Source organism: Candidatus Nitrosopumilus koreensis AR1 (assembly GCF_000299365.1).
GTDB classification, from domain to species: Archaea; Thermoproteota; Nitrososphaeria; order Nitrososphaerales; family Nitrosopumilaceae; genus Nitrosopumilus; species Nitrosopumilus koreensis.
Genome location: NC_018655.1, coordinates 293,922 through 318,864, shown reverse-complemented (window position 1 = coordinate 318,864; position 24,943 = coordinate 293,922). Strand labels below are relative to the sequence as shown.

Sequence of the window (24,943 nt, the reverse complement as noted above, 5' to 3'; positions counted from 1 at the left end):
GTTAGTACTAGTTGCACATAGTATCTGGTAAAATCAAGAGATTACTGGTAAGCTGTTTAGCTGACCAGCAATAATAGAGTATTTTTGTTCAGCATAACCATGAGAATTGAATCATGTAGAAAATGTGGAATAGAGCAGATAATAAAGCAAAAATGTTCTGTTTGCAGCAAGCCACTAAAGTTTGGCTGCCAAAAATGCAGCACGGTGTCTGATGAGCAGATACATACACAATGTAGATTGGACATGGGCAAACCAATATTTTCAGAGGTAGCGTAGTTTATGATTAAGATGTTAGATATTCTATCATTGCATTACAATGATCAGTCATAAATGCATCAAGATTTCCTAGTTTTCCTTCCCATTGTTCAATTGTAGTTGCAGTACAAACATCAGCAGGGTTTGATTCTCCAGAATCAATAGCAGATTGTGCATTATCCATTACACTTTGTGTAAATTGTTTGTTTGTGGTGACATGATCTTTTGTTGCAAGAAGACTTGTATGGCCTGAAACAAGTACATCAAAATCAAAAGTTTGCAAGACATCATGTGTCTCCAAGTATAATTCAATGTCAGGTGTCACCCCAAATGCACGATAAGGAGATTCTGCAGGACGGAACAAATCAACTAGCATTGCAACTTTTGATTCGGGAAGAATCATCAGCAAGTTGCCTTTTGAATGGAAATCCCCAATGTTATAGAGTTCTATGGTTTTGTTTCCTATTTCCAGAGTGTTTTCATCTCCTTCTAGAATTTGCGTGGGGATTGGTCGGTCAGGGTTATTTTCAGAGATTAGAGCATCTGCAGCATCTTTGTGTGAGATGTATGTAATGTCTTTAGGAAATATTTGCCCTGCAGCGCCAGTATGGTCCTGATGATGATGTGAGTAAATCATATGAGTTACAGGTTTTGATGTCACATCGTTTATTGCATCAAGATATTTTTCCCCAATTGGTTGTGGAGCATCAAATGCAATAACGCCCTCATCAGAAACTACAAACATTGTCTGGTAGCCATTTCCAACTAACCAATAGACATCATCTGCAATCTCTGTGACAAAGTATCCCTTCTCCTCATCAACAACAGCAGGCTGTGTGGTGTAATCTAATGTCTTTTCAAATATTCCTTTTGTGTCCTCAACCATGCTAGAGCATTCTCCGATGTGTTTTGTAGCAACATGGTTTGAATTTATCATACAGGAGTTTCCATATGTTTTTCCATCAACCCCACAAACTGGAGCATATTCAAGTGTGCACGCTAAAAGAGGAATGCTTGTTTGCCATCCACGCTCTTGCAGTTTCTTTTTTGCATCATTGCTCACACATGCAGGAGAGCCATCATGAGATTTGAAAAGTAATTGCAAGCTTTCTGCGCAAATCACATCACTGGCAGCAATGCCGGCATTTCCCTGTTGCAAAGGTCTAAGATATGGTTGTTTTTCTCCATCCATGACACAAACTTTGCCAGGATATGCACCTGGACCACATCTGTCATTTAGAACACAAATCTTTCCAAGTGGAACAAATCCTGGAGCACACATGTCTTTGTACGGGATGTGTTTTGGATAGGGTTTTTGATCAAGTATCTCGATTAATTCATATTTTTTACTTGATGCATCTGCTGGAGGGTTTTCTACATCAGTTACTTTAACAGAGATTTTGTAAGATTTTCCTTCAACAAAATTAAACCCATCAATAGAATCATAGAAGTTTTGCCAGTTAGTGTTTGGGTCTTCACGTATTTGCATGCACTTTTGTGGACCGACACCAACACAGTCAACTAAACTTGGGTTTATGTATAAAATTTTATTTTCAGAGGGTTCCTCCAACCCCAACTCTATGCGCACTTGTTTTCTTAATTCATCAAGTTCTGCTCTTGGAAGATCTAGGCTAACCATTTTTCTGATTTGGTTCATTAGTTTTAGTCCTTCTGCATCATTGGATAATTGCTGTCCTGTTTCTTCAAATGCATAATAGGATTTCATAATTTCTATTCGTTGGTTTGTGTCATCCTCATCAGGGTTTGTCATCCAATTCTCAACCATGATCTTTAACTCCTGCTGGGTCACTAATTTTACAGTCTCTGTTTTTTCCTCAGAGAAAGATTCGTTTATTCCAATTCCAAATAACACTAGAGGAATTACAAACCAAATTAGTTTCATAACACCATTAAGGAAACATGGTTTAAAGACTTTGATAAAAATTGGTTTTTACCAATAAAAAATAAAATATAATTTTGAAATCAAATAAACGGGTTTTTGATAAATCCGTTTGCCAAAAGTACGACCACACCAACTGCAGCTCCAGTTCCACCTAAAATTCCCAGCAAAAATGCAGCATCACGTTTGTCCATTTAAAATACTCCAAAAACCTCGAACTTATGAATTTAGAGTTTAGGAAGTTGCCCAGTTTTATCCATGTTTGATTTGCATACCTTGCAATACAACCTGACCTCACTTGAAGGAAATTCTGTTCCACAGTTTTTGCAGGTATAAAATTTGGTATTGCTCACAATTACATAACACAGTCTACGGACTTAAGCGTTGATAATTTTAGATTTAGTGTGGTTTTTCAGACTTTTCTTGTGCAGTATCAATTCCATACTGTTCTTTTCGTTTCTTGTTTGATAGTTCACAATAGAAAATTTGTTTTTCTTCAGACATGTTGATTTCTAATTTGTTTGGCTATTAATAGATGATGTACAAAAGTTATGTTAATTCATTAAGATATACTGGATCTTTGTCTGTTTTTTGTAGCTCTACAAAGGTCTCTGTATTTTGAATGCCTTCTATCTTTCCAATCTTTTCAATAACTACAGAGTGAAGCGATTCCAAATTTTTGGCATATACCTGAATTATAATATCAAATCTACCTGTTACTTCACAAATCGAGACTACTTCTGGTGTTTCCATAAATTTTTTGTGAATCGAATCTTTGAGTTTTGGATCTCGGTTGATTCCAACATTTGCCTTTACACCAATGCCGAGTAAAGAGTCATCAATTTCTACTGTGAATTTCTTTATCAGTTTCTTTTTGACCAGTCTCTTGATTCTGCTATAAAGTACAGATGCATTAATCCCTAACTTCTTTGAGAGTATAGGAACTGAGATTGATCCATCCTTGGTTAGCTCAAAGAGGAGTTTCATATCAAGGTCATCAAATCTATGCAAGGTATCAGAAAACTCTCGTTGTGATTTAATATATGTAGGTTTTGAGACAAATTTGTTGTGGATTTTCAATTATTTTGGGTAAAAAATGAAATTTTTTAAAATAAACTGTACCAACACAATTTCTGCCTCTAAACGATTTTAAGTAGGCTCTCTCGAAATTGTTCGTAATGATTACAGAGTCAGAGCTAGTCAAAATGATACAAGAGGCAAAGGCTGCAACAAAGGCAAAAAAGTTCAAGCAGTCAATAGAGTTGATTGTCAATTTCAAAGATATTGACGTCAAGAAAGGATTTGCACTCAACGAAGTCGTTCAGCTTCCAAAGACCAGTTCACCTGCAACAGTATGTGTTATTGCAACAGGAGACATGGGAACAAAAGCAAAGGCTGCAAAAGCAGACACTGTTATCGGAAATACAGAACTAGACAAATTTGGAGCAAACAAAAGAGAGTCTAGGAAATTTATCAACAAATATGATTTCTTTTTGGCAGATACACAAATCATGCCAACAGTTGGTAAAACTTTGGGTCAATTATTAGGACCTAGAGGAAAAATGCCAACACCAGTTCCATTTAATGCACCTATTGAATCATTTTTATCAAGATTTAGATCATCAATTAAAGTCAGAGCAAGAGCATCACTTTCTGTTGCATGCAAGATTGGAGATGAGTCAATGGAAGACGCTGACTTGGCAATTAATGCACATGCAGTACTAAGTGCAATCGAAAAGAAATTGCCAAACGGTGAGAAGAACATGAAAAGAGTCATAATAAAAACAACTATGGGAAAACCAATCAAACAGATACAAGAGGTTAAGAAGAAATTTGCATGAAAATAGAACCTCTTATCCTAAAAGAAAAACTCAGATGTATCAGCAGTTACAAGAGTTACCAAAAAAATACAAAGTAATGGCAGTTATCAAAATGAACAAGGTACGTTCTACTCAGATACTACCTTTAAGAAAGACACTCAAAGAGGACGTAGAGTTTTTCAGCATCAAAGATAAGGTTGCACAAAAAGCATTAGAAAAATCAGACATTCCAGGAATGAAAGACATGGTTGGAGAATTCAAGGGACAGATAATGCTCATGTTTACAAATATGTCACCATTCAAGCTTAACGTACTTTTGGCAAAGAACAAAATCATGATGATGGCCAGAGGAGGGGATATTGCAAGTGTTGATGTGGTTGTTCCAGCAAAGAATACAGGAATCGCACCAGGACCAATGCTTACAGAATTCAAAGAGGCAGGAATCCCAACCAAGATTGACCAAGGTACAATATGGATTGCAAAAGACTCCACACCGGTAAAAAAAGGCGAAGCAATCAATGAGAAACTTGCAGCCATTTTAGGTAAACTAGACATCAAGCCAGTTGAAGCAGGAATTACACTATACACAGCACTTGAGGATGGACTAAAGTATGCTGAAGAAGAGATGATAATTGATGTTGAGAAGATAAGAAACGAGTTTGCACAAGCACACCAAGAGGCAATCTCACTGTCTATCGAAGCAGCATATATCACCCCAGAAAATATCGAACACATATTATCCAAAGCAGCACAATCAGCACGTTCTGTATCTGTTGAGTCAGGTTACATGACTGATGAGACAAAAGAGCAAATCTTGCAAAAGGCAGACTCTCAAGCAAGAGCAGTTGCCGGACAAGCAAAGGATTACACTCCAGCATAATCCAAAGATAATTTTAATTCAACTTAGAAGCACTTATGAACATCATAACACGGGTCTGATTAATTGTCAACCAAAGTTTTACAAAAATCTGAAATAAAATTTCCTACAATAACATTTCTTGTAACACTAGTTGGTACAACTCTGTCTATGTGGGGTGCAAGTTGGGACATTACATCTCATCTTCTAAGGATTCCTGAGACTTTTTTCACACCATCTCACGGAGTATTGTATTTGGGAGTAGGAGTTAGCTTGATTGGTGCCATTTTAGGAATCATTTTGCATGTTAGACAAAAAGAGATAAGAAAAAAATCTTTTGCATTAGGATTCAAGCTGATCATTATTGGTGTAGTGATGCAAATCATTGCAGGTCCAGGAGATTTTTTATGGCACGAAGCATTTGGAATTGACGGTTTACTTAGTCCAACACATATCACACTTGCATTAGGAATTTTGACAGGATTGGTTGGAGCAGTCATTGGATTTTCAAGAATAAAGTTTCACCTTTCAGAGAAGAGTAATTTCTTGAATATTGTTTTGCCAATAACATTTGGAACATTTTGGTTTAGCATAATGTGGTTGATCTTTTTCTTTGTGTTACCAATATCTGAAGGAGACACTCACAATTTTAATCCAGATCCAACTGTTGGATTAATTCTAAGTTTAATTTTTATCCCATTTGCATACTCGTTGGTATTTTGGTCATCATCAAAGGCTCAAAATAGATTTGGTGCAACTAGTGCCGCAACCCTTACATTTCTAGTAATGAACATTACATCAAATATTCTTACATCTGAAAACATCATGTTCTACCTTCCGTGGTTTGCAGCACCAATGATTAGTGGAATTGTTGCAGATTATATCATGAACAAGAAAAGCAATTTGAAAATTTTTCAAAAACATTCAAGCAAAATTGCAGGAGCAGTTTTAGGTTCAATGTTTTTCATGTTTAGTTTTCCAATGCTTTCAATGACGTTTTTGGAACTATACTTGTACAATGATGTATTTCCATATGATATCTTGCACACGTCATCAGACATGGTCTTTAATTTTTGGATGATGAGCATTCCACCGGGAATCATATCAGGAATATCTGGAATGGTTGTAGCATCTAAAATTTTAAAATTCTAGTTTGAGATAAGCGTAGTTTTATTTGAAAAGTCAAATTCATCTTCGAACAGATGCAATAATTTTTTTATTTAGAAGGTATTTCCAATTTCAAATCATCTTGCAATACATGCATTAATGTATCCATTTGATAGGGTTTATGAATTATAGCCGATGGGTTTAGTTCCGATAATTTGTCAATATCTTCAGGTCCACCACCTGTAACTAGAATTACAATTGCAGACTCATCAATCATTCTAATTTCTTTTAGTGCATAATATCCATCAAATTCAGGCATCATAATATCTAGAAAGACAACGTCAGGGCGAAGTTTTTTGAATTGTTCTACTGCATCCTTTCCATCTTTTGCAGTTCCAATTACATTAATTTTGTAAAGTTCCAGTAATTCTGTAAATGTATTTACAATATCATCTTCATCATCCACAACAATTGCACTTATTGGCATACATTTTTTTCGGATTTTAATTTAAAAACGTTCACAATGTTTTGCAAGTGTGAAAAAACCAATATCATCATATCAATCACAGTTATAGTGGAATTACCAAAGACATGAAAAAAATGAAAATTTAAGGATAAACGCTTACTTTACTTCTGGCACCTACTATCACAACCATGGAAATGGTAGCTACCAACACAAGTAACACAATAGTTCCAAATTCAGGAACGGCAATAAATTGTACTATTTCTCCTCGAGGCCCTTCCCACGTTACTTGTTCACCAGGTAAACCCAATCCAAGAAGCGTTATTTTTACATCAAGTGGAGAATTAGATTTTAGAACATCTGTCTCGTGATACTTGACTCCTATATGCGTATGAGCATTGGATTCTTCTAGGACTATCTCATCATTTTGGGTTACAGTGATATCATAATTTACATGTTGTATTGAATTTCCCAACACATCAACAAAATCCACTTTGATTTGAGAAGTACTTCCAGATATTGGTGCTGAAGAAGAAACTTCCAACATAATTTTGCCATCAGATGACATTCCCTTAAGCACATTCATACCAGTTACATCTCTAGTTGGTTCATCTAACATAATAGGTCCTGAAGATGTTGCTAATGAAGCAGTTATTGAAGAGAGATTGTTTGTTTTTATTGTAACTGTTTCACCTAAACAAGTATTTGCAGGAACATCTCCTTCATACACAACAATTTTAGTTTCTTGTTCTGAACTGACGATTATTTCAGGATATGATAAAGGATCATTTCCCGCACATATCAAAATAGCTGCTGATGCATATCCAGGTTCAGTGTGATCGGTCAATACCTTAGAAACATGAGCACCCACAGTTTCAGAGGAGGCTAGCGGAACAGATATGATTAATCCAGATGCAATTATTGTAATTACAGCCAACAGGGCCAAGTTCATGTCGGATAATAAGTCAACATCATATTAGTATCAATATCAATCATTACGGGGTGCCATCACTCATATCATTACGAAAAATAATTTCTAGTCAAGTGTTAAAGGTATTTTGTCAACCATTGCAGTCCGATGGAAAACTCATCATCAGTAATTTTGTGTTCCACCCATTTTTCGGCATTTTGTTTTATCCATATAGGAATATTTTGCACAGAATTGTTGTCTTTAAATTCAGCAGTAGGAATTTGAATAACATTTTTCTGCAAGAGAGATTTTATTGATGCAACGTATTCTTCATCAGAAATCACACCATTCAACCAATACTTTGTGGGGTGCTCAAACCAATCAGGTATTTGAACTACAGTGTATCCTACAGTTACTACAAAAGAGGTCCTAGATTCATTTCCTTCCGTATCAGATGCAACACATCTAACAGTAGTTTTTCCCAAATTAAAGACAGATTGTTCAGTCTTATCACAATAAAATGATAGGAGTTTATTGGAGATTGTTCCTATCTTCCAAGGTACCTGTGTTTGTACATCTGAATCAACATACACGTCATTTGGACGCAACATCTCTTGTGCAAATACCCCAGGAACATAAAATAAGGCAAATACAAAAACAAGTACTGGCAAAATTATTCTAGCAGTCATAATAATCCTCCATTTTGAGAATAGTCTTTGAATCATCAAACAGATTGTCATATTCTGAATCTTCTATATTCAGATGATACAATATTGCCTTTCTAGCAAACATGTAGGATTATAGCATAAAGTTATACTTGAATGAAAAGTGAATTAGGCGGAGTGCCTCATATCAAAAATGGTAATTTTGTTCAATATGTTTTCTACAAGAATATCAATTCCAGATAGAAAATAGGTCACAAGCTAACAAAACTAATTGTTAGTTCGAATGAAACTCTGCCAAAAGAATGAAAGATACGCATTAATCATCTTTCTAGGAATCTTGATGACTAGGGGCAATTCTAGGATTTATTGGGTGAAATGGCAGATCCTTTCTTTTTGGCATTGCGTAATAGTTCTATTTTGTTATACTTAAAACAGAATCAAACCATTCGGGGTGCCTATTTCAAAAAATACTCAAGTCTCTTTGACTTTGGGCAGATTCCAGTTGTATTTCATGGCCAACAATCGTATTCCAGTTGCAACAACAATACCAGATATTGATGAGATTTGAATATCCATATCATAAGCCAACATTGCATAAAACACTACAATACCAATTACACTTGCCACAGCATACACTTCTTTTACAAAGACAATTGGAATTTCTCTGACAAACACATCTCGAAGTATTCCACCACCAATTGCAGTTACAACTCCAGCAAACAGCATTGGAAGAAACTCTAATCCAACTACCTGATGTGCAACAGATGCGCCAATTATAGAAAACACACCCAGTCCAACTGCATCAAAGACAAGCCAAGTTCCCATCTGTCGTTTGAGTTTTGAATACAAAAAGAACATCGCAATTCCTGCAGATACAGTCAAACTGATGTATATTGGATCAGAGAATGCGGTTGGAAATCTGCCAAATATTACATCACGTGTTATTCCTCCAGCAACTCCAACTACACTTGCTAGCACAATTATTCCAAAAATATCAGCGTTGTGCGCAATTGCTTTAGAAGCCCCCGTTATTGCAAATGCAATAGTTCCCAAGTAATCTAAAACAGAGATAAACGATCCTAATTCAAATGAAAAATCTACCATTTAATGCAAACATCGTAACGTTGCTAATTAAGAATTGATAAAAATGGAGATCAAAAATAGATTTGAGAAAAGTAAACTCGTTTAGCCAAATAATGAAGATAATCCTTCCATGGCTGCTTCTTCGGTTTTACCTTCGTCTTTAGGTTTTTCCTCGGCCTTTGCTTCACCACCGGCTGCTGCATCTGCTGCTGGTGCGGCTGCTGCTGCAACTGCTACAGGTGCGGCTTTGACTGCCTCATCGATGTTGACATCGGCTAAGGCTGCAACTAGTGCTTTAACTTGGGCTTCATTAACTTCAGCGCCAGATGCTTTAACAACTGAGCTGACGTTTGCCTCGTTAACTTCTTTGTCTAGTTTGTGAAGAAGTAAAGCAGCGTAAACATATTCCATTGTATCGAGATTTTCATGGCCGATAATATAAAACTACTGTGAACTTGTGCCTAGAATCTAGTTTAGGATTTTGAGACTTCTACACACAGAGTAAAGTGTACGTTTCAGATTCTTATCAATCAGAGTGTCCATTCTATTTTTTAGCACTCTTTTTGCTTCATCACGTTCTGCTCCTGGAGGAAGAGATAGTACTGTATTGATAAATTCAGGCAATGATTCACGAATCCATCCATCAAGCATTGCATATACCTTAGGTGGGATAATATCACATTTGTCTTTATCAAGATCCAACACATCTGCAAAGTTTTCATGCTCAACTCTATACACCAGAGCCAACACTACATTGTCAGGTGTGGGATTCTCCAGAATTTCCCTTGAACGTTCTCCAGTCTTTCCCTGTTCTAGTTTGTTTTTCAGACCAACAGGATTTACAATAACACCGCTGACTCCAACCTTTCTGCCTTCAATTCCAGTGACTGTTGCAAAGATAAAGTCATTATAATCCCCATTTTTTTTAACAGAAAATACATGAACTCCTTCTTTGAGTTGAGGTTTCTTTCCAAACATGAATACACTGAATGGTGTTCTGTATTTATGGGTATCAAAAAGGATCTGGTTTATACGATTCAGAAAAAATGATGATCATATGAAAAATGGCAAAAAACCAGTAGGTTTGATTTTATTTTCTATAATAGGAGTCATAATTGTTGCAAGTTGGATACTGATTGCAACACCTATGCTAAAAAATAATTCAGCAGCTTTTGAAGACATTAGAGAATATCTAGGAGAGGACGCATATGCAGAAAACATAGGAGATAAATTATCAGAACCAATCATCTCAAGTGATTTTCTAGAATATAAAATAGTAAATCAAAGTGGTAGTATTTTGGAGATAGAATCATCTTACATTACCAAAGATATCATTACAGGTGAAACAATCTACGAGAATTACAACACATACTATGTTGACTCTACTACAAGAAAACATGTTGATCACGATGAATTGTATTTCATATTCCCAGCAAATGTTCAAAAACAAGATTATTTTCTATTTGATCCAAACATGGAAGTCCCAGCTATGTTTGTCTTTGAAGGAACAAAACAGATAGGTAATCTTGAGGTCTATGAGTTTTCATGTGAAAGTATTGGAGATGACTTTTCCCAAGCATGGCCAGAATTTTTACCAGATATAGTGTATGCTGATCAGACATGCAAGACCAGCATAGAACCAGTAACAGGCAAAACTATAGAGTTTGCAATTACTTGGGACATGTATGTAATAAAAGATGGCAAACATGTCTCAGTCGAAATGGGAGAAGCCGAGACTACCGATTTCTCAGAGTTAATTCTATTGCAATCAGCATCAGATACAAAGCAGTTATTTTATGTCTATGATTTTGTCGTTCCAGTATTTTTGATTCTAGTGCTAGTATCAATATTTTTTACAATTTTATACATTAACAAATCCAAAGAGAAAGGAAAGATAATCATAAAACAGTTAGAAGAGATGCAAAAAACTGAAAAAATTGCCACAATAGGACATCTTGCATCACGTCTTGCACACGACATACGAAACCCATTATCAGTGATTCAGATGACTGTAGACATTTTGAGAAATGATCCTGAGATTTCAAAAAGATTCCAAAAGTATGGAGATTCAATTACCGAGTCCATACAAAGAATAGGCTACCAAGTAAACAACGTGCTTGACTATGTACAGCAAAAGCCATTAAAATTAGAAAAGATGGCAGTGTCTGCAATAATTGATTCAGCATTAGAGAGCCTAAAGATTCCAGAAAATATCACAGTTGAGAAAACTGCAACAGATGAAGAAATAGTATGTGATCACCACATGATCAGAATTGTGTTTATTAACATCATAACAAACGCAATCTATGCCATAGACTCAAAGGTAGGAAAGATAAGAATCAATGTAAAACCAGACTATGATTCAGTCAAAATAGAAATTAGCAACACAGGTGAGCCTATACCAGAAAAAGAACTAGAAAAAATATTTGAGCCATTATTTACAACAAAGCAGGAAGGAACAGGACTTGGTCTTGCAAGCTGTAAGAGTATCATAGAACAACATGGTGGAACCATTTCAGTTAAGAACAATCCCACCACATTTACAATAACACTGCCAAGAAATCAAGAAAAATAAAAACAAGATATAGATTGTTTTTATTATTTGGCTGTATAACTAGTGTGAATTCGTAATGTACAACAACATACACAACATGAAAAATATCATCTTTGTCATGTTTGCAATAACATTGTTTGGTATAGCAAATGCGTATGCAGAAGACTATCCAGAGCTTGGAGTAAAAGTCGATGTAATTGCAGATAATCTTTCTGTTCCATGGGGGATTGATTTTGCATCAGATGGCAGAATTTTCTTTACTGAAAGAACTGGAGCCATAAATGTAATTGAAAATGGACAGATAAATCAGATCATGTCACTTGATGTTGGAGGCGGAGAAGGAGGGATGTTAGGAATTGCATTGGATCCCAACTTTGATGAGAACCATTACGTCTATGTTTACTATACTTACAATGAATTACTTGGAATCAAAAATAAACTAGTACGATATGTTGAATCAAACAACATACTAACTGAAGACAAGGTTTTACTTGAAGGAATTCCAGGTGCGCCATATCATGATGGCGGGAGAATAAAGTTCGGACCAGACAGAATGCTGTATGTTACAACAGGCGATGCAGGAAACCCAGAACTCTCACAAGATGTGAATTCAGTTGCAGGAAAAATATTGCGAATAAATCCAGATGGAACAATACCAGAGGACAATCCATTTGGTTCAGCAATATACTCTATTGGGCATCGTAATTCACAGGGAATTGCATGGGATGAGTCAGGAAATCTAGTTGCAACAGAGCACGGCCCTTCTGGATGGCGAGGAACTGCACATGATGAAATTAATCTAATACAGAAAGGTGCAAACTATGGGTGGCCAGATGTAATTGGAGATGAGAGTAAAAATGGATTGACAAATCCAGTTTTGCATTCAGGTGATGATACTTGGGCACCATCAGGTTCTACATTCTACTATGAAAAAGACATGCCAATGTTTTTTGGAAAATATTTTGTAGCTGCACTTAGAGGTCAGCACATTCACATGGTAGAGTTTGATGAGAGTTTCAATGTTGTATCTCACAGCAAATTATTTTCTGGAGAATTTGGAAGAATCAGAGATGTTACAAGTGGTCCTGATGGATTATACTTTATGACTAGCAACCAAGACGGACGAGGCAATCCAAATCTGTATGATGATAAAATTTTAAGAATCACATCACTGTATGACTATGAAAACAGTCCTTCATGGATACAAAACATTACAAAATGGCATATTGACGGTTTGATTTCAAAGCAAGAAGCAGTTAATGCATATTCTTATCTTTTAGAGAGAGGAACAGTTTCTAAAAATTAGAATCCATCAAAATCTGCCCATTGTCTTCCTAGTTTGTTTAGAACATCCCAAGCAAGTCTGTCAATATTCACACTTGGCTCTGCAATAACCAAAATAATATGAGTTCCAAGTGGAAAGCTCATCATCACTATTTTTTCCCGTCTAGAAGAAGAATACTTTACCCTACCAAAATCAGCATCAAAGCCAGTTCTGTTTGAAACTCTGTGTGCCAACTCTTGGAATAGCTTTCTTCTTTGTTTGTCAGTCATTAATGGCATGATATTGTCATCCATACGTCCCATAACCAATTCACCAGTGCTGTCAATCAATCCACAGAATCTAATCTCAGGAATAGACACAATGTCAGTTATTCGTTCTTTCATGTTTTCAACAGACAATTGGTTTTCAGTCAACACAGTTATTGATACCATTCTGTATTTAATTAATCCCCAAAATTTGAATCAGGGTTTTAGAAAGACCTTGAGTGTTTCAGGTTTTTTTGCATGATTAATTGCCTCTGAGAACTTTTCTAGTGGAAAAGTAGAATCAATCATTGAATCAACTGAAATGATTCCAGTTGCTAGTGCATCAATTGCGGGTTTGAACAATCCACAGCGAGATCCAATCAATGTTATCTCATTTACTACAGTAGGTGTCAAATCAAGATTCTCCCTTGATGCGATTGTGGATTTTAGTATCACAGTTCCTCGGGGCTTTACAAGCTTCATGGCATCAGAGAATCCAGAGTTACTACCAGTAGCCTCTACTACCAAGTCACATGACTGATTATCAGCATCATCTATTCCAATTCTAGTTGGAATCTCAAATCTTTCTAGCAATGCAAGTTTGTTTTGGTGTCTGCCAAAGCATGTAACATCATGACAAGACAACTTTAGGACTTGGCATATCATCTGTGCCAGTCTGCCATCACCCACAACTGCAACCTTCCAATCAGGGTTTAGTGATACTTGTTCTTTGATTTCAAATGCTGCAGCAAGTGGTTCAACAAACACTGCCTGTTCATCAGAGATTGAATCAGGAATCACATGCAGATTTTGTTCAGGCAAAGATAAGAATTCAGCAAATGCACCATCTCGTTTTAGAATTCCCAGAACAGTTCTGTTAGGACAGTGTCTTTGCAGTCCCTTTTTGCAGTAATCGCAATTATTGCAGCCGGCATTAATCTCACCTACCACTCTTTTTCCAACCAGTTCTTGGTTCTCTGATTTTTCTACCACACCAACAAACTCATGGCCCAACACTCCATTATACTCCATGTATCCATCTAAAATTTCAAGGTCTGTTCCACAAATTCCAGCAAGACTTATTCTAACCAAACACTCACCAGGTTTTGGGTCAGGATAGTTTTCATCAAACTTTATTTGCGTTCCATCAAAAAATGTGGCTTTCATAAAATAGTTGAGAATTCATTCCATTTTAAAATATGGTTGCATTCAGGCTTTGAGTTGAAATTTTAAACAAGACAACACCTTGCAACTACAAAACATGCTTAATGCTTTTAACCAAATAACGTATTAGTTGCGTATTGGGTCTAGAATTGTTTTTCACATTACTAGTGATACCGTTACTATTTGTATCAGGTTTGTTTTTTGATGATACTGAAAGATTTTCTCTATTTGTTGAGGGAAAAGAGGGAATAATAGAGGATGTTTATCTAGAGTTTTACGAGATAGAGTCAACCAATAACAGACAGGTGATAATTGATGAAGGTTTTGTATTGCTTAAAGGAAAAAACTACGATGTTGTTGATAAGTGGAAAGGAAGTTTTTTGAGTAATGATAAGTTGTTTTTCATGTCAGGATATGCAGAAGATTTTGATGATAAAATTAAAGTTTTTGTAATTGGTAGGTTTCTAGAAAGGATCTCAAATGGGAGTTTGTATGAAGTTACTGTTCATGCCCATTCAGATCAACGTTATCATCTAAAAAACATAGGAGAGGTAGCACGAATTATTCTAAAAGACACGCCAGAAAAAATTCCAATAGAATCAAAATCAGAACCAAAGCTACCTGAGCTCTTGTTTTTGGTAAAAGGCTCATATCGTATTTTTGAAGACCAGCAGTATGTGTTTGCAACAAAGTTGTACGACAAAAAACAAAATCCAACAAATGAATGGAATGTAAATGGAGGTCAGATAAGTGGCGCCAATGTATCAATCAAAGTATTTGACAGACATGGGTTGCCAGCATATGAAACCAATGGAGAGACAAACAAATTTGGATGGTTTGAAGGAAAATTACCAAAGGAAATAGCTCCTGCAGGACAATACAATGTAATGTATTCCGTACAATATCAAAACAGTACTGCAAGTGAGATAAAGCCACTTTACATATTAGAAACAAAACAAGATGCCAATTTCAGACACTTTACACCAACTGCAGACATTGGCGGAGCAGGGTGGAATGACGGTGGAGGAAACAACAACTCTGTAATGTATGATGATGTCGATGAGTTACAAAGAGATGATACAGACTATATCCGCTCAAATAGACTGGGAGGTACAGGACCCAGTACAAATACCTCTATTGGTTTTGATATGACAACATATGCAGGAGTTACTCCAGATCACAGTCATTACATATGGTATACTTTAGGCAAAGATATTGCAGGTGGAAGTGAGATCAAAGTTACGGTCACATTATACCAGGGAACACGAACAATTGCACAATGGACACATCTGAATATTGATACGGGTTTTACTTTGACAAGAAATATTTTGACATTAGAGCAACAAAAATCAATTACTAATTATGAAGATTTGTCACTTGAGTTTGTTGCAGAGTGTACAGTTTGTGAATCAGGTGCAGATAGAAGAAGGGCACAAATCTCTTGGGTTCACATGCTAGTCTAAAACCAAATCTTAAGATATGCAGACGTTGGTAATCGACAGTTCTTAATATTGGGATATGGCAGGCATCAACATTGGACAAAAAAGAGATTCTAAAAGAATTTTCAGCAGATCCTGACAAATACTATAACGTCAAACTGTTCCAAGAACAAGGATTTGTCAGAAAGTCATGTGCAAAATGTGGCAGATTCTTTTGGACTCTGAATGCAGACAGAGACTTGTGTCCAGATGACGGATTGGACACGTATTCATTTATCGGAAATCCTCCAACTAGTAAAAGATTTGATTACACCCAATCATGGAAGCAGGTAGAAGAGTTTTTTGTAAAAAACAATCACACTTCGGTTAGCCGCTATCCAGTAGTTTGCAGATGGCGTGATGACTTGTACTTTACAATTGCATCAGTTGTTGATTTTCAAAGAATAATGGGCTCCAAAGTTGTCTTTGAGTTTCCCGCAAATCCATTAGTAGTTCCGCAGACATGTCTGAGATTCAAGGATTTGGAGAATGTCGGTGTAACAGGAAGACATTTTTCATCTTTTTGCATGATAGGACAGCACAGTGTTCCGGATTTAGGAGGATACTGGAAAGATGAATGTGTTGATTTGGATTACAGATTACTGACTGAGCAGTTTGGAATAAACAAAGACGAAGTGGTCTTTGTTGAAGATGTGTGGGCAGGTGGTGGCTCGTTTGGCCCATCACTGGAGTATTTTGTTAGAGGGCTGGAGCTTGGAAACGCAGTGTTTACTGAATTCCAAGGAGAACTAGGAAAACACACAACACTAGACCAGCGAGTAATTGACATGGGAGCTGGACTTGAGAGATTTGCATGGATTACCATGGGAACACCAACTGCGTATGACTGTTGCTTTGGTCCAATTAATCAAAAGCTCTTCAACACAATAGGAATTGACTCTGATTCAGAAATTTTGCGCAAGTACTTTACAGAGATTGCAAAGGAGATTGATCATTACGATGATCTCAACCAAGTAAGACGTCTTGCAGTAAAAAATGCTGGAATCACAGATAAGCAGATGCAAAAGATGATCACACCACTAGAAGGAATGTATCTTATTGCAGATCATCTACGTACTTTGATATTTGCAATAACAGATGGTGCACTTCCATCAAATGTTGGCGGAGGATATAACCTGAGAATGATGTTGCGCAGAATTAATGCAACTATATCCAAACTAAACTTGAAACTTGACATTGATGACTTGATTGATTCACATGTTGACTATCTCAAGGACACGTATCCTGAGCTTGATGAAAAGAGAGATGATGTCAAGACAATACTAAAACTGGAATCTCAAAGGTATGAAGAATCCAAGGTTCACATGAAGAAAAAGGCAGACAAGATAAAAGAGAAAGGAACACCAACAGTCGATGAACTCATTACATTTTACGAATCAGACGGAATCACTCCTGAATACCTCAAGGAAGTTGATGCCATATCTGAGATTCCATCATCATTTTACTCCAAACTATCTGATTTGCACCAGTCAGACAAGAAAAAGGCAGTTGCAGAACTTCCTCTAGAAGGACTGCCTGAAACTGAGACGCTATTTTACAAAGACGACCCAATGGAGTTTTCAGCCAAGGTACTCAAGGTAATTGATGACATGGTTGTATTAGATAGAACATCATTTTATGCACGAGGAGGAGGCCAAGAGCCAGACCATGGCACCATTGCAGGATTCAAAGTAATTGATGTAGACAAACATGCAAACATTATAGTTCACAAGCTAGAAGGTGGAACTCCAAAAGAAGGAGAGACAGTTTCATGCAAAGTAGATGAAACAAGACGCTCAAACATTACTAAAAACCACACCAGCACTCACATCCTAAATGCATCATCTCGTAGAGTTTTGGGTTCTTGGATTTGGCAGCATTCAGCTTTCAAAGAAGACGATCATGCCAGACTAGATATCACACACCACTCTTCGCTTTCTGATGATGAAGTAAAGAAAATCGAAGATGCTGCAAACTCTATGGTAAAACAAAATCTTAACGTAAACATTGACTATTACGACAGGGGAACTGCAGAGCAGACATATGGATTTAGAATCTATCAGGGAGGTGTTGTTCCAGTAAAAGCTGTAAGGATTGTGTCCATTGAAGACCAAGACGTTGAGGCTTGTGGTGGAACTCATGTAAAGAAAACCGGAGACATACAACTAATCAAGATTACAAAAACAAAACGCATTCAGGACGGAGTAGTTCGTTTGGAGTTTGTTTCAGGTCCTGGCGCATTTGAGTATGAAAAGAAACAAGAAGCAGAATTAAAGCGCAAAGCTGAAGAAGCAAAACAAAAAGAGCAACTAGAAAAACAACGTGAAGAAAACAAGGCAAAGGCCAGAGAAAAGATTCCCGTACTGCTAGAAAAGATTCTGGCTGGAGAATCAGTAGAGTCTGACGGCATACATACAAAGGGAAAATTGTGTTTTACAGCCAGTCCTGATTATGATGATTATTTCCACCAGAACTTTGGCAAGAAACTGGTTGGCAAAGATGATTCTGCTGCATTTTGTGGAATCTTCGAAGCTGGTCCCACAGTTAGAGTGATGGTCTACACAGGATCTAATTCAGGCGTAAATGCAGGCGACATTGCACGAGAGGTAGCCTCAATTTTGGGCGGTTCTGGAGGAGGAGATGCCAAATTTGCACAAGGTGGAGGAAAAGACACATCTAAAAAAGACGAGGCAATAGCCAAAGCAAAATCAATGATTTTAGGATGATATAATGACGGTTAACTGGACAGAAATTGAAAGTAAATGGAGAAGCAAGTGGCAAGAGAACAAAGACTTTGAGACAAACCCAAATGACAAACCAAAAAAATTCATCACAGTAGCATATCCGTATCCAAACTCACCGCAACACATCGGACACGGCAGAACATACACACTAGCTGATGTCCATGCAAGATTCTACAGGATGAAAGGATACAACGTATTATTCCCAATGGGATTTCATTATACTGGAACTCCGGTGCTTGGCATGGCAAAAAGAATCGAAGCAGGAGAAAAAGAAATTCTGGATGGATTGAGAAACATCTACCATGTTCCAGAAGATGCAATAAAGACATTTGTTGAGCCAATAAAGATTGCAGACTATTTTCATGAAGAGATAAAGTCTGGCATGATTGAGATGGGTTATTCCATTGATTGGAGACGAGAGTTTACTACTATAGTTCCAGGTTATCAAAAGTTTATCGAGTGGCAAATTACAACACTAAAAGAAAGCGGGAGAATCATTCAGGGAAGTCATCCGGTTGGATGGTGTCCTGTTGATCAAAACCCAGTATCGCAGCACGATACAATGGGAGACGTGGAGCCAAAGATTGATGATAAGAACTTTTTGATAAAATTCAAGTTTGATGAATTTATCTTTCCAATTACAACACTGCGTCCTGAGACAATCTTTGGCATTACCAATCTCTGGGTCAATCCAAATACTGTTTACAAAAAAGTCAAAGTAGATGATGAAACATGGATAGTATCAGAACAATGTGCAAAGAAAATTTCATTCTTTGAAAAAGAGGTAACTGAGATTGGCGAGATTTCAGGTGCCGACATCATTGGAAAATACGCAAAAAACCATGACGGGCGAGAGATTCCAATATTGCCTGCGGACTTTGTAGAGCCCAGCATGGGTACCGGACTTGTAATGTCAGTTCCTGCTCATGCCCCTAAAGACTATCAGGCATTGATGGATTTGAAGGGCAAAGGACACGATCTAGCCTCAAAATTAGAGCCCATTCCAATTATTACTACAGAAGGATATGGTTCCATTCCAGCAAAAGACATTGTAGAGAAGATGGGAATCTCTGACCAATCTGATGACAAGCTAGAAGAAGCCACCAAAGAGTTGTACCTCAAAGAGTTTACAGATGGAAAACTCAACGACAAGTGCGGTCAGTTTGATGGAGAGAAGGTGCAGTTTGGTCGTGACAAAATCAGAGCATGGTTGCAAGAGAACAATTTTCTAGAAAAATTCCCAGTGCTAGAGAATGCTCCTGTTAGATGTCGTTGCGGAGCTGAATGTGTTGTCAAGATACTCAACAACCAGTGGTTTTTGAATTATGGTGATGAGTCATGGAAAGAATTAGCTAGAAACTGTTTAGATGAGATGAACATCCTTCCTAACAATATCAAGACAGAGTTTGTCGAGGTAATTGATTGGTTGCATGAGCGAGCTTGTGCAAGACAACAGGGACTTGGAACTAAACTTCCATGGGACAAGGACTGGATTGTTGAGAGCTTGTCTGACAGTGTAATTTACATGGCATATTATACAATTTCACGATTTGTAAATGATGGAACAGCTACTCCTGAGAATCTTACAAAAGAATTCTTTGATTATGTTTTGCTAGACAAGGGTGATGCATCCCTAGCTGCAAGTACATCAAAACTTTCTGAAGATATGATTAATCTAATGAAAAAAGAGTTCACGTACTTTTATCCAGTTGATTCGCGTCATTCTGGTCGAGATTTGGTTCAGAACCACTTGTCATTTTTTGTACTTAATCATGTTGCAATATTTGAAAAGAAACTATGGCCGCAAGAGATTGTTGTCAATGGTAGTGTGATGATGGATGGAGCTAAAATGTCAAAGAGCATGGGAAACATCATTCCGTTACGTACTGCAATCCGAGATCATGGGGCAGACCCAATCAGGTTGGCAATAATATCATCAGCTGAACTGTTGCAGGATGCTGATTTTAACATGGAATCAGTCTCAGGGATTCAAAGCAAGCTTGAATCGCTTTTAGAGGAGTGTTCTAGGCTCAAAAAGAATACCATTGGTGAATTGCAGGCAGAAGACAGGTGGATTTTATCTAAAACTCAGAGCAAGATTGCAGAAGTTACAGAAGCAGTAGAAAAAATGCGATTGAGAGAGGCACTACATGATATCTTGTTTACATTTGAGACTGACCTGAGCTGGTATTCCAAGAGAGTTCAAGCCAAAGGACGTGAAGATGTCTCTGGAATTTTGCACCAAATAAATTCAGTGCGAGTTGCAATGTTGTCCCCATTTGCACCACATGTAGCAGAAGAGATGTGGGAGAAATTGGAAAATACAGAACCAGTATCAAAATCATCTTGGCCAGAATTTTCTGCAGAAAAAATTGATGCCACTGCAATTCAAGCTGAAGAGTTACTGAAATCAACAATAGACGACATTGCAAACATTCTCAAGGTTACCAAAATTACCCCGCAAAAGATTGTAATTTACGTAAATTCAGATGAGACAAAATCCAAAATCTATCGCAAGATGCTAGGAATAATGGTAGGAGGTCAGAACAACATGGGAGTTGTCATGAAAGAATTGATTGCAGATCCTGAAACTGTTGATGCCAAAAAGATGCCAGATTATGTGCAGAAAACAATCAAGGACTTGCATTCAGAATCAGAATCAATCAAAAAGATGAAGCTTGAAGCTGAATCCTTTGATGAAAAAGAGTTCCTAAAGTCAGAGTTGATTAGTATTGGAAAGAAAGAGTTTGGAGTGGACATTACAATTTATTCAGAATCTGATTCTGACATTTACGATCCAAAGGGAAAGGCAAGACATGCAAGGCCGTTCAAACCTGCAATATTGATTGAATAAGATGTTAAATTAATTCATCAAAACCAATGATGGATTTTATCGAAAATCGTTAAACATCTATCAAAATTACATTAAACTTTACTTTACAGTTGGAATGTCCAGTTTATTTTTCATACTTGAGTTACTCTGTAACTGTGAAAGTCTTCAAATATCAGTCACAACAATGTACCATATGAAAGATGTAATGATTTTGAAGAGCATACTTATTCATACACATGATACATCTTTAGTTTACATTTCAGTTGAAATGTAATGTTTGATTTGTCAGTGTTTTAACGAACTTCGGTTAGTGTCAAACTAATTGAAGTTTATTTGAATAGCCACAGTAACAAAAAACTATCAGTTAGTATAAAAAAAGAAAAGAGAGATCTAAAAATTACAGGTTTTTGTATTTTTTAGACGTCTCAATTTTTACGATCAAAGATGCAATACTCAAATCAATATGAGTAATACTCTTTTCAATCTGCAATCGTTCTTTGGAGGATAGTCCATCTACAAGACATTCTTGCAATCTAGCACGTTGCGACTCTAATCTTAGCAGTTGTTTATCAAACCAATTTTTGTTGGTATTTGATTGGTCATCATGTATTTCTAAATACCAAGATTCAATGTCTTTGTTGATTGTGTTTCTGTTGACATCAAGCATTTTTGCAATTTGCACTGCAGAATGTCCTTTCTCAAAATGCAGTTCAAAGACTTTGTTTTTTCGAATCTCTTGTTCCTTCTTTGTGTATGGACCTCCCATTTTTTGGATTTGTGCCATATTAGAGATACAGCATACAAGGTAAAGAGAACTAATTTTTTCTCGCGGTTAGGTCGAGATATTTTCAATAGTTCTTTTATACTACGTTGCAAAATTTTAAAAAAACTGCATAGTTCTGCATAGTTATAGATTGAAATTTTAGCTTGACATACAACTAGTGTGAAAAAACCAACTATCCAATCACTTAACAAAAAGATCAAATCATGTCAAAAATGTCCACGACTATCTACATACATCAGACAAGTTGCTAAAGACAAAGTTAGAAGATTCAAAGATGAAAATTACTACGGATTGCCATTATCAGGATTTGGAGATGTTAAAGCTAAGCTGCTAATTGTAGGCTTGGCTCCTGCAGCTCATGGAGGAAACAGAACAGGAAGAATGTTTACAGGTGATTCATCAGGGGACTGGCTTGCAAAAGCAATGCATAAGACAGGGTTTGCAAATATTCCAACCTCTCAGACCAGTAATGACGGACTAACTCTTACCAATGCATTCATTACTGCTGCAGTAAGATGTGCACCGCCACAAAACAAGCCAACAAAAGAAGAGATGCAAAACTGTCATGGATTCTTAGAACAAGAATTTCAGATACTGCAAAATGTTACAACCATTCTTTGCCTCGGAAAGATAGCATATGATGCTACCTGTAAATTACTTCAAGTTAAACCAGAAAAGTTTGGGCACAACAAGACATTCCAATACGATTACATCAAAGTAATCACGTCTTACCACCCATCAAAACAGAATACCCAGACAGGAAGGTTGCTCTGGAAGGATTGGCTTGCAGTGTTCAAAAAGGCAAAAAAGCTTGCTGCAAACTAGTATTGAAATGCAGATTAAATCAAACAGGCTGTTTTCCTAAATAAAATAAAAAAAGAGTTAGTTGTTCCATGATGGGTATCCGCCATCAAGTGTAACTGCATCAAATCCTTCTTTTGCAAGCTCATCAGCTGCAATGTTTCCTCTATACCCTGTTCCACAATAAGTGCAGATCTTTTTTTCCCTAAGGTCTTCGATTTGCTTTTTCTTTGCATTTCTTATTGCAAGGCCCAAAGGCATGTGAACAGAGTCTTCAATTTTGCCGGATTCAAGCTCATCAGATTCCCTTACATCAATTATGACGTAATTGTCCTTTTGTGAACGCAGGTCTTCTGCGGTAATTTTTTCAGCCATAAAGAGAGTACAATTTTTTGTAATTTATGTCATATCCAAATGGATACATGTACGCATCACAATCTGTAATTTCAAAAAAACAAAAAAGATAGCAAGATAACTAAAATCAATGAACTTTAACTGTGTATTCTCTAAATGCGACTACAAACAAAACAACATCACAGAGCAAGAGTTCCTAGAGCATCTAGAAAATACCCATCACAAAGAACTTCAAGATACTGCAGAAAAAGAAAACCTTCCACTAGACACAGTCACAATGATGACAGTATCAAACTCCAAGGTGTTCATCAATTCTTAGAGTGTTGTTCTTTGATTATTCGGGTAACTTCTGCAACAAGCTCAGTATCCTTTCTTACCAGTTCTTCTAGAGCTTGTCTGTACTCTTCATCCCCCCACTTGTCTTGTGCAAACATCTGCTTTACCAGATTTACAATATCAGACTTGTTTTTCTGGTGATCATGTCGAGCATTCTCCAAATTATCCATCACACCTAGAAAGGCAACGTACAAAATTAAGCGTTGTTTAATCTAAACCCCGATACTTCTCATTGCAGCACAGTGTTTGTTTCCCTTGCTCCAACACTTGCAAGAACATGATACTGCCTTTCCTGTTTCCAGGTCTTTAATCACTTTATGAAATACTCCCTCTCGAACCTTGGATGCAACAGTTACAGTCTCATATCTGTCTGAATCAAAATCGCTCATAACTAGAGCAGGCAAATTATCAATTTAAGAATTTAGAGTCCTTCCTCACTGGAATCAGGTTCAGCATTTATTTTCTCAAATGTCATCTCCTTTTTCTGGCAGGACTCGCATTTTTCCCACATTCCAAACTCGTTGCGAACTTTTCCCTTTCCGTCACATCTAAGACAGTCCATAAATGATACACAACAATTTCAAACTTAAGGATATTGAAATTATCTGTGGCAATCACACATGCAACTGTTTGGGATGCATCTGTGAGAAAGGCAGTCCTTGCAGCCCTTGCTTCTGCCACTTTTTACTCGCAGTCTTTCTTTATCCAAAGTCACTCACAAGATTCATCTCTTTTTCAGACTCTTAACTTGCTTTTCCAAGGCAATGATTTTTCTCTTGAGTTTTGCCATCTCCTTGTCGTCCTTGTTTGCACGGTTTTCTAGTTTTTTCAGTCGTCTGTCTTGTTGTGATTCGCGCTGTTTGTCTGATAGTTTTGCCATGAATTATATCAAAAAATGACAAACTTAAGCATGTTGGGCAAGAGGTGTTTGTCCTTGTTAAATACGATGAACTGCTAACTATAGTATGTTCACAAAAAAAGAAAAAAGAAAAATTTTTGAAGATACGATTTCAGGTCTTAAAAAGAAATTTGCCCCATCTGATAACAAACAGGATGCTAAGGTGTTAGACAGGCTGTCTGAAAAGTTTAGAAGATTGCCTCTAGACTAGCTAGTCCACACAAAAATCAAACTTTTTCCCAGCAGCTTGAAGCGCCGCACTGACCGCACTTTGCCTTTTCATTCCACTTTGCAAAGTCCTTGTCAGCTGGAATTTTTACTACTGTGATTCTCTGGCACCCAGTACATTTTACCTTGATTGGAACGTTTCCTTCATTACCGCCAACAAACAGGTCCTTGAATCCCATT

28 protein-coding genes are annotated in these 24,943 nt (G+C 36.9%); 11 read left to right on the top strand and 17 right to left on the bottom strand.

Annotated elements, in window-relative coordinates:
• Nucleotides 1-283: 283 nt before the first annotated feature.
• Entirely contained in the window at nucleotides 284-2,158 is a 1,875-nt protein-coding gene (locus tag NKOR_RS01830; protein ID WP_014962656.1) for an MBL fold metallo-hydrolase, read from the bottom strand.
• A gap of 546 nt (nucleotides 2,159-2,704) precedes the next feature.
• Nucleotides 2,705-3,142: an Lrp/AsnC family transcriptional regulator gene (locus tag NKOR_RS01825; RefSeq protein WP_187146202.1), complete on the bottom strand. Its 438-nt coding sequence runs from the start codon at nucleotides 3,140-3,142 to the stop codon at nucleotides 2,705-2,707.
• A gap of 191 nt (nucleotides 3,143-3,333) precedes the next feature.
• Between NKOR_RS01825 and NKOR_RS01820 the strand changes: the two genes are divergently transcribed.
• The 3 genes from NKOR_RS01820 to NKOR_RS01810 all read left to right on the top strand — a co-directional run bounded on the left by NKOR_RS01820 (nucleotide 3,334) and on the right by NKOR_RS01810 (nucleotide 5,983).
• A complete protein-coding gene (locus NKOR_RS01820; protein WP_014962653.1) occupies nucleotides 3,334-3,996 on the top strand; it encodes a 50S ribosomal protein L1 in 663 nt (220 codons plus the stop codon).
• Nucleotides 3,989-4,855, top strand: a complete 867-nt coding sequence (locus NKOR_RS01815; RefSeq protein ID WP_014962652.1) for a 50S ribosomal protein L10 — start codon at nucleotides 3,989-3,991, stop codon at nucleotides 4,853-4,855. Before NKOR_RS01820 ends, NKOR_RS01815 begins: the two co-directional genes overlap by 8 nt.
• Before the next feature lie 63 nt (nucleotides 4,856-4,918).
• The gene (locus NKOR_RS01810) at nucleotides 4,919-5,983 is read left to right on the top strand and encodes a hypothetical protein (RefSeq protein ID WP_016939564.1); all 1,065 of its coding nucleotides are present in this window, start codon (nucleotides 4,919-4,921) and stop codon (nucleotides 5,981-5,983) included.
• 64 nt (nucleotides 5,984-6,047) lie between these two features.
• On the opposite strand, the gene NKOR_RS01805 is transcribed toward NKOR_RS01810, so the two are convergent.
• The 6 genes from NKOR_RS01805 to NKOR_RS01780 all read right to left on the bottom strand — a co-directional run bounded on the left by NKOR_RS01805 (nucleotide 6,048) and on the right by NKOR_RS01780 (nucleotide 10,037).
• On the bottom strand, nucleotides 6,048-6,425 hold the full coding sequence (locus NKOR_RS01805) for a response regulator (protein WP_014962650.1): 378 nt from the start codon (nucleotides 6,423-6,425) through the stop codon (nucleotides 6,048-6,050).
• A gap of 121 nt (nucleotides 6,426-6,546) precedes the next feature.
• Complete coding sequence (locus NKOR_RS01800) at nucleotides 6,547-7,353, bottom strand: PEFG-CTERM sorting domain-containing protein (protein WP_014962649.1); 807 nt, start codon at nucleotides 7,351-7,353, stop codon at nucleotides 6,547-6,549.
• A 95-nt stretch (nucleotides 7,354-7,448) separates the two neighbouring features.
• Nucleotides 7,449-8,000 (bottom strand): hypothetical protein, encoded by a 552-nt coding sequence (locus NKOR_RS01795; protein ID WP_016939563.1) that lies wholly within the window; start codon nucleotides 7,998-8,000, stop codon nucleotides 7,449-7,451.
• A 447-nt stretch (nucleotides 8,001-8,447) separates the two neighbouring features.
• Complete coding sequence (locus NKOR_RS01790) at nucleotides 8,448-9,080, bottom strand: trimeric intracellular cation channel family protein (protein ID WP_014962647.1); 633 nt, start codon at nucleotides 9,078-9,080, stop codon at nucleotides 8,448-8,450.
• A gap of 81 nt (nucleotides 9,081-9,161) precedes the next feature.
• Nucleotides 9,162-9,470 (bottom strand): 50S ribosomal protein P1, encoded by a 309-nt coding sequence (gene rpl12p / locus NKOR_RS01785; RefSeq protein ID WP_014962646.1) that lies wholly within the window; start codon nucleotides 9,468-9,470, stop codon nucleotides 9,162-9,164.
• 57 nt (nucleotides 9,471-9,527) lie between these two features.
• On the bottom strand, nucleotides 9,528-10,037 hold the full coding sequence (locus NKOR_RS01780) for a hypothetical protein (protein WP_014962645.1): 510 nt from the start codon (nucleotides 10,035-10,037) through the stop codon (nucleotides 9,528-9,530).
• 79 nt (nucleotides 10,038-10,116) lie between these two features.
• Here NKOR_RS01780 and NKOR_RS01775 point away from each other — a divergent pair, with 79 nt between their 5' ends.
• Both NKOR_RS01775 and NKOR_RS01770 read left to right on the top strand, forming a co-directional pair.
• Complete coding sequence (locus tag NKOR_RS01775; protein ID WP_232203019.1) at nucleotides 10,117-11,634, top strand: sensor histidine kinase; 1,518 nt, start codon at nucleotides 10,117-10,119, stop codon at nucleotides 11,632-11,634.
• 55 nt (nucleotides 11,635-11,689) lie between these two features.
• Nucleotides 11,690-12,919, top strand: coding sequence for a PQQ-dependent sugar dehydrogenase (locus tag NKOR_RS01770; protein ID WP_014962643.1), 1,230 nt, complete (start codon nucleotides 11,690-11,692; stop codon nucleotides 12,917-12,919).
• Here the strand turns inward: NKOR_RS01770 and NKOR_RS01765 are convergent.
• Together NKOR_RS01765 and NKOR_RS01760 are read right to left on the bottom strand one after the other, a co-directional pair.
• Complete coding sequence (locus NKOR_RS01765) at nucleotides 12,916-13,329, bottom strand: DUF6659 family protein (RefSeq protein WP_014962642.1); 414 nt, start codon at nucleotides 13,327-13,329, stop codon at nucleotides 12,916-12,918. The two genes, NKOR_RS01770 and NKOR_RS01765, sit on opposite strands and share 4 nt — an antisense overlap.
• A gap of 30 nt (nucleotides 13,330-13,359) precedes the next feature.
• Nucleotides 13,360-14,310 carry an MDR/zinc-dependent alcohol dehydrogenase-like family protein gene (locus NKOR_RS01760; RefSeq protein ID WP_014962641.1) on the bottom strand — a complete coding sequence of 317 codons (951 nt, stop codon included), beginning with the start codon at nucleotides 14,308-14,310 and terminating at the stop codon, nucleotides 13,360-13,362.
• 134 nt (nucleotides 14,311-14,444) lie between these two features.
• Between NKOR_RS01760 and NKOR_RS01755 the strand changes: the two genes are divergently transcribed.
• The 3 genes from NKOR_RS01755 to leuS all read left to right on the top strand — a co-directional run bounded on the left by NKOR_RS01755 (nucleotide 14,445) and on the right by leuS (nucleotide 21,383).
• Nucleotides 14,445-15,770, top strand: coding sequence for a hypothetical protein (locus NKOR_RS01755; protein WP_016939561.1), 1,326 nt, complete (start codon nucleotides 14,445-14,447; stop codon nucleotides 15,768-15,770).
• 71 nt (nucleotides 15,771-15,841) lie between these two features.
• Nucleotides 15,842-18,511, top strand: a complete 2,670-nt coding sequence (gene alaS, locus NKOR_RS01750) for an alanine--tRNA ligase (protein ID WP_014962639.1) — start codon at nucleotides 15,842-15,844, stop codon at nucleotides 18,509-18,511.
• 4 nt (nucleotides 18,512-18,515) lie between these two features.
• Nucleotides 18,516-21,383, top strand: coding sequence for a leucine--tRNA ligase (gene leuS, locus NKOR_RS01745; protein ID WP_014962638.1), 2,868 nt, complete (start codon nucleotides 18,516-18,518; stop codon nucleotides 21,381-21,383).
• 376 nt (nucleotides 21,384-21,759) lie between these two features.
• On the opposite strand, the gene NKOR_RS01740 is transcribed toward leuS, so the two are convergent.
• On the bottom strand, nucleotides 21,760-22,146 hold the full coding sequence (locus NKOR_RS01740) for a hypothetical protein (protein WP_014962637.1): 387 nt from the start codon (nucleotides 22,144-22,146) through the stop codon (nucleotides 21,760-21,762).
• A 159-nt stretch (nucleotides 22,147-22,305) separates the two neighbouring features.
• On the opposite strand from NKOR_RS01740, the gene NKOR_RS01735 reads away from it, so the two are divergent.
• Complete coding sequence (locus NKOR_RS01735; RefSeq protein ID WP_014962636.1) at nucleotides 22,306-22,971, top strand: uracil-DNA glycosylase; 666 nt, start codon at nucleotides 22,306-22,308, stop codon at nucleotides 22,969-22,971.
• Between the two features lie 57 nt (nucleotides 22,972-23,028).
• On the opposite strand, the gene NKOR_RS01730 is transcribed toward NKOR_RS01735, so the two are convergent.
• Complete coding sequence (locus NKOR_RS01730; protein WP_014962635.1) at nucleotides 23,029-23,322, bottom strand: rhodanese-like domain-containing protein; 294 nt, start codon at nucleotides 23,320-23,322, stop codon at nucleotides 23,029-23,031.
• Nucleotides 23,323-23,431: 109 nt separating this feature from the next.
• On the opposite strand from NKOR_RS01730, the gene NKOR_RS01725 reads away from it, so the two are divergent.
• On the top strand, nucleotides 23,432-23,620 hold the full coding sequence (locus NKOR_RS01725; protein ID WP_014962634.1) for a hypothetical protein: 189 nt from the start codon (nucleotides 23,432-23,434) through the stop codon (nucleotides 23,618-23,620).
• Here NKOR_RS01725 and NKOR_RS01720 read toward each other — a convergent pair.
• From NKOR_RS01720 to NKOR_RS09845, 4 genes are all read right to left on the bottom strand, one after another.
• A complete protein-coding gene (locus tag NKOR_RS01720) occupies nucleotides 23,610-23,807 on the bottom strand; it encodes a hypothetical protein (RefSeq protein ID WP_014962633.1) in 198 nt (65 codons plus the stop codon). The two genes, NKOR_RS01725 and NKOR_RS01720, sit on opposite strands and share 11 nt — an antisense overlap.
• A 42-nt stretch (nucleotides 23,808-23,849) precedes the next feature.
• Nucleotides 23,850-24,026 carry a hypothetical protein gene (locus NKOR_RS01715; protein WP_016939879.1) on the bottom strand — a complete coding sequence of 59 codons (177 nt, stop codon included), beginning with the start codon at nucleotides 24,024-24,026 and terminating at the stop codon, nucleotides 23,850-23,852.
• Between the two features lie 32 nt (nucleotides 24,027-24,058).
• Nucleotides 24,059-24,199: a hypothetical protein gene (locus NKOR_RS09850; protein ID WP_187146195.1), complete on the bottom strand. Its 141-nt coding sequence runs from the start codon at nucleotides 24,197-24,199 to the stop codon at nucleotides 24,059-24,061.
• A gap of 162 nt (nucleotides 24,200-24,361) precedes the next feature.
• Complete coding sequence (locus NKOR_RS09845; RefSeq protein ID WP_016939559.1) at nucleotides 24,362-24,517, bottom strand: hypothetical protein; 156 nt, start codon at nucleotides 24,515-24,517, stop codon at nucleotides 24,362-24,364.
• A gap of 85 nt (nucleotides 24,518-24,602) precedes the next feature.
• Here NKOR_RS09845 and NKOR_RS09840 point away from each other — a divergent pair, with 85 nt between their 5' ends.
• The gene (locus tag NKOR_RS09840; RefSeq protein ID WP_016939878.1) at nucleotides 24,603-24,746 is read left to right on the top strand and encodes a hypothetical protein; all 144 of its coding nucleotides are present in this window, start codon (nucleotides 24,603-24,605) and stop codon (nucleotides 24,744-24,746) included.
• 16 nt (nucleotides 24,747-24,762) lie between these two features.
• Here NKOR_RS09840 and NKOR_RS01705 read toward each other — a convergent pair whose 3' ends face one another.
• A complete protein-coding gene (locus NKOR_RS01705; RefSeq protein WP_016939558.1) occupies nucleotides 24,763-24,942 on the bottom strand; it encodes a hypothetical protein in 180 nt (59 codons plus the stop codon).
• Nucleotide 24,943 lies beyond the last annotated feature (1 nt).

What these genes read in the sequence shown, in the direction of transcription:
- NKOR_RS01730 (WP_014962635.1), bottom strand. Translation starts at nt 23,322, where the DNA reads ATGGCTGAAAAAATTACCGCAGAAGACCTGCGTTCACAAAAGGACAAT.
- NKOR_RS01705 (WP_016939558.1), bottom strand. Translation starts at nt 24,942, where the DNA reads ATGGGATTCAAGGACCTGTTTGTTGGCGGTAATGAAGGAAACGTTCCA.
- NKOR_RS01830 (WP_014962656.1), bottom strand. Translation starts at nt 2,158, where the DNA reads ATGAAACTAATTTGGTTTGTAATTCCTCTAGTGTTATTTGGAATTGGA.
- NKOR_RS01825 (WP_187146202.1), bottom strand. Translation starts at nt 3,142, where the DNA reads ATGAAACTCCTCTTTGAGCTAACCAAGGATGGATCAATCTCAGTTCCT.
- NKOR_RS01725 (WP_014962634.1), top strand. Translation starts at nt 23,432, where the DNA reads ATGAACTTTAACTGTGTATTCTCTAAATGCGACTACAAACAAAACAAC.
- NKOR_RS01770 (WP_014962643.1), top strand. Translation starts at nt 11,690, where the DNA reads ATGTACAACAACATACACAACATGAAAAATATCATCTTTGTCATGTTT.
- leuS (WP_014962638.1), top strand. Translation starts at nt 18,516, where the DNA reads ATGACGGTTAACTGGACAGAAATTGAAAGTAAATGGAGAAGCAAGTGG.
- NKOR_RS09840 (WP_016939878.1), top strand. Translation starts at nt 24,603, where the DNA reads ATGTTCACAAAAAAAGAAAAAAGAAAAATTTTTGAAGATACGATTTCA.
- rpl12p (WP_014962646.1), bottom strand. Translation starts at nt 9,470, where the DNA reads ATGGAATATGTTTACGCTGCTTTACTTCTTCACAAACTAGACAAAGAA.
- NKOR_RS01790 (WP_014962647.1), bottom strand. Translation starts at nt 9,080, where the DNA reads ATGGTAGATTTTTCATTTGAATTAGGATCGTTTATCTCTGTTTTAGAT.
- NKOR_RS01765 (WP_014962642.1), bottom strand. Translation starts at nt 13,329, where the DNA reads ATGGTATCAATAACTGTGTTGACTGAAAACCAATTGTCTGTTGAAAAC.
- NKOR_RS01720 (WP_014962633.1), bottom strand. Translation starts at nt 23,807, where the DNA reads ATGGATAATTTGGAGAATGCTCGACATGATCACCAGAAAAACAAGTCT.
- NKOR_RS09850 (WP_187146195.1), bottom strand. Translation starts at nt 24,199, where the DNA reads ATGGACTGTCTTAGATGTGACGGAAAGGGAAAAGTTCGCAACGAGTTT.
- NKOR_RS01740 (WP_014962637.1), bottom strand. Translation starts at nt 22,146, where the DNA reads ATGGCACAAATCCAAAAAATGGGAGGTCCATACACAAAGAAGGAACAA.
- NKOR_RS01760 (WP_014962641.1), bottom strand. Translation starts at nt 14,310, where the DNA reads ATGAAAGCCACATTTTTTGATGGAACGCAAATAAAGTTTGATGAAAAC.
- NKOR_RS01715 (WP_016939879.1), bottom strand. Translation starts at nt 24,026, where the DNA reads ATGAGCGATTTTGATTCAGACAGATATGAGACTGTAACTGTTGCATCC.
- NKOR_RS01795 (WP_016939563.1), bottom strand. Translation starts at nt 8,000, where the DNA reads ATGACTGCTAGAATAATTTTGCCAGTACTTGTTTTTGTATTTGCCTTA.
- NKOR_RS01805 (WP_014962650.1), bottom strand. Translation starts at nt 6,425, where the DNA reads ATGCCAATAAGTGCAATTGTTGTGGATGATGAAGATGATATTGTAAAT.
- NKOR_RS01780 (WP_014962645.1), bottom strand. Translation starts at nt 10,037, where the DNA reads ATGTTTGGAAAGAAACCTCAACTCAAAGAAGGAGTTCATGTATTTTCT.
- NKOR_RS01800 (WP_014962649.1), bottom strand. Translation starts at nt 7,353, where the DNA reads ATGAACTTGGCCCTGTTGGCTGTAATTACAATAATTGCATCTGGATTA.
- NKOR_RS01820 (WP_014962653.1), top strand. Translation starts at nt 3,334, where the DNA reads ATGATTACAGAGTCAGAGCTAGTCAAAATGATACAAGAGGCAAAGGCT.
- NKOR_RS01775 (WP_232203019.1), top strand. Translation starts at nt 10,117, where the DNA reads ATGAAAAATGGCAAAAAACCAGTAGGTTTGATTTTATTTTCTATAATA.
- NKOR_RS09845 (WP_016939559.1), bottom strand. Translation starts at nt 24,517, where the DNA reads ATGGCAAAACTATCAGACAAACAGCGCGAATCACAACAAGACAGACGA.